Source organism: Mesorhizobium sp. M2A.F.Ca.ET.067.02.1.1 (assembly GCF_004023285.1).
Taxonomy (GTDB): Bacteria; Pseudomonadota; Alphaproteobacteria; order Rhizobiales; family Rhizobiaceae; genus Mesorhizobium.
Genome location: NZ_RZSB01000995.1, coordinates 1 through 1817, shown reverse-complemented (window position 1 = coordinate 1817; position 1817 = coordinate 1). Strand labels below are relative to the sequence as shown.

General features: G+C 59.7%; 2 protein-coding genes. One reads left to right on the top strand and one right to left on the bottom strand.

The genetic code is table 11. The features are described from left to right. The coding region (locus EOA28_RS34625; protein ID WP_148671060.1) for a gamma carbonic anhydrase family protein at positions 1 to 480 on the top strand (480 nt) is incomplete at its 5' end. 20 nt (positions 481 to 500) lie between these two features. On the opposite strand, the gene EOA28_RS34620 is transcribed toward EOA28_RS34625, so the two are convergent. Further along, positions 501 to 1052, bottom strand: a complete 552-nt coding sequence (locus EOA28_RS34620; RefSeq protein ID WP_128315792.1) for an ankyrin repeat domain-containing protein — start codon at positions 1050 to 1052, stop codon at positions 501 to 503. Positions 1053 to 1817 lie beyond the last annotated feature (765 nt).

Sequence of the window (1817 nt, the reverse complement as noted above, 5' to 3'; positions counted from 1 at the left end):
GATACGAACTGGATCGCGCCCGATGCCACGCTTATCGGCAATATCCGGATCGGCCGCAATGTCGGCTTCTGGTTCGGCGTCGCCATCCGCGGCGATGGCGAGCGCATCACGATCGGCGCAGACACCAATGTGCAGGAACACACGATCATGCACACCGATCCGGGCTTTCCAGTGACCATCGGCGAAGGCTGCACGATCGGTCATAGAGCCCTGCTGCATGGCTGCACGATCGGCGACAACAGCCTGATCGGCATGGGCGCCATCGTGCTGAACGGCGCCAGGATCGGCAACAACTCGCTCGTCGGCGCCGGCGCGCTGGTGACGGAAAACAAGGTTTTTCCCGACAATTCGCTAATCGTCGGCTCGCCGGCCAAGGTGATCAGGACGCTGGATGAAGCGGCGATCGAGCGCCTGCGCGTCTCGGCCGCCCACTACGTGGCCAATGCCAAACGCTTCAAGGCCAGGCTGACGGTGGTATAACGGCGGCCGCGCGCCGCGCGTCATCCGTGGCGGCTGTTCATCGCTTCACGCAGCAGCAAGGCGCCGGCCTCGAAGCCGGCCTCTTCGGCGCCTTCCAATGGTGTCTCGTAGTCGTCGATGCGGGTTCTTAGCGACGGGTCGGCGCCCGCCAGCAGCAGGAGACGGATCGCTTCGGCGTCACGCCGGGACACCGCATAGTGCAGGGGCGTCCAGTCGTTCACGCCGCGCATGTTCGGGTCGGCGCCAAGCTCGAGCAGGATATGGATGACGTCCAGCCGGTCCGGCCGTTCCGTCGACAACGCCGCTATGATCGAAGGGAACCCGGCAGGATTGTCATAGTTCGGGTTCGAGCCGGCATCGAGCAAGGCGGTGATGAAGGCGGCCGGGCTCCAGTAGATCGCATATTCCAGCGGATGGCCAAGGCCGAGCTCGAACGGCATCCGCTCGTCGAACCAGCGCGCAGAGCCGCCGAGAGCTGCCGCCAGGGTGGCGAAATCTCCGGCCTTGAAAGCCTGGTCTATGGCCTGGAACAGTTTGCGCCGCTCGCCGCGATCTTCGGGGATTTCCAGCATCCTGCTGATCCAAAATACGGAATTTGACGGCTGACAGTGCCTCGATCCCCTACCTGTGAAAAGGCGCAGGTTAATGTGGGACGCATGCACGTTCGCTGCGATGTCACTGCGACGGTGTTTTCTGATGTCGCCATCTGGTACAACTCACGCGGATGCCATTTCCCAGCCCTTACCCGCTTTCGGACATGCTGCCGGTACTTCTCCGCCGAGGGCCCTTGCGCATTTTGTGCCGTGTTTGATTGCAGAATTTGCACGCCGCAACAATGTTTTCCAAATTATTCGAGCCGCCATTTTGTACGGGCGTCAGGTGTTCCGCGGTGCACTGAAAGCGGTTGGCCAATCTCTTTCCGATACCATAGCGCTTCGAGAAAGCATCTACATCGCGTTCCCACATAGTAAATCGACAGTAGAAGCATAGCCAATCTTGCTGCTCGGCTCGCAAGTTCCTGACTTTTGCTAACTTGTTATACATTTCGCACATCCTTTGCTTCATCAACGTGAAGCGGATGTGCAGCAAGGCTTGAGCTCTTGCCCTCTTTCGGAAGGATATCCCTCGCACGAGACAGCACTCACATGAGTGCCACTCCGCAGTATCAACAGTAGATGCAGATCATTTGATCGACATCCCCATCCGTTGTCGCAGGCGGCTTAAGCTCGTCTCCGCAATTTTTCTAATAATTCAAATTTGCGCGGCTTGCAAGAAACAGCGGAGCCGGCCCCGGGGACAGGGGCCGGCTCCTAAAACCCGGTCGTTGGGGACGGGGA

What these genes read in the sequence shown, in the direction of transcription:
- EOA28_RS34620 (WP_128315792.1), bottom strand. Translation starts at nt 1,052, where the DNA reads ATGCTGGAAATCCCCGAAGATCGCGGCGAGCGGCGCAAACTGTTCCAG.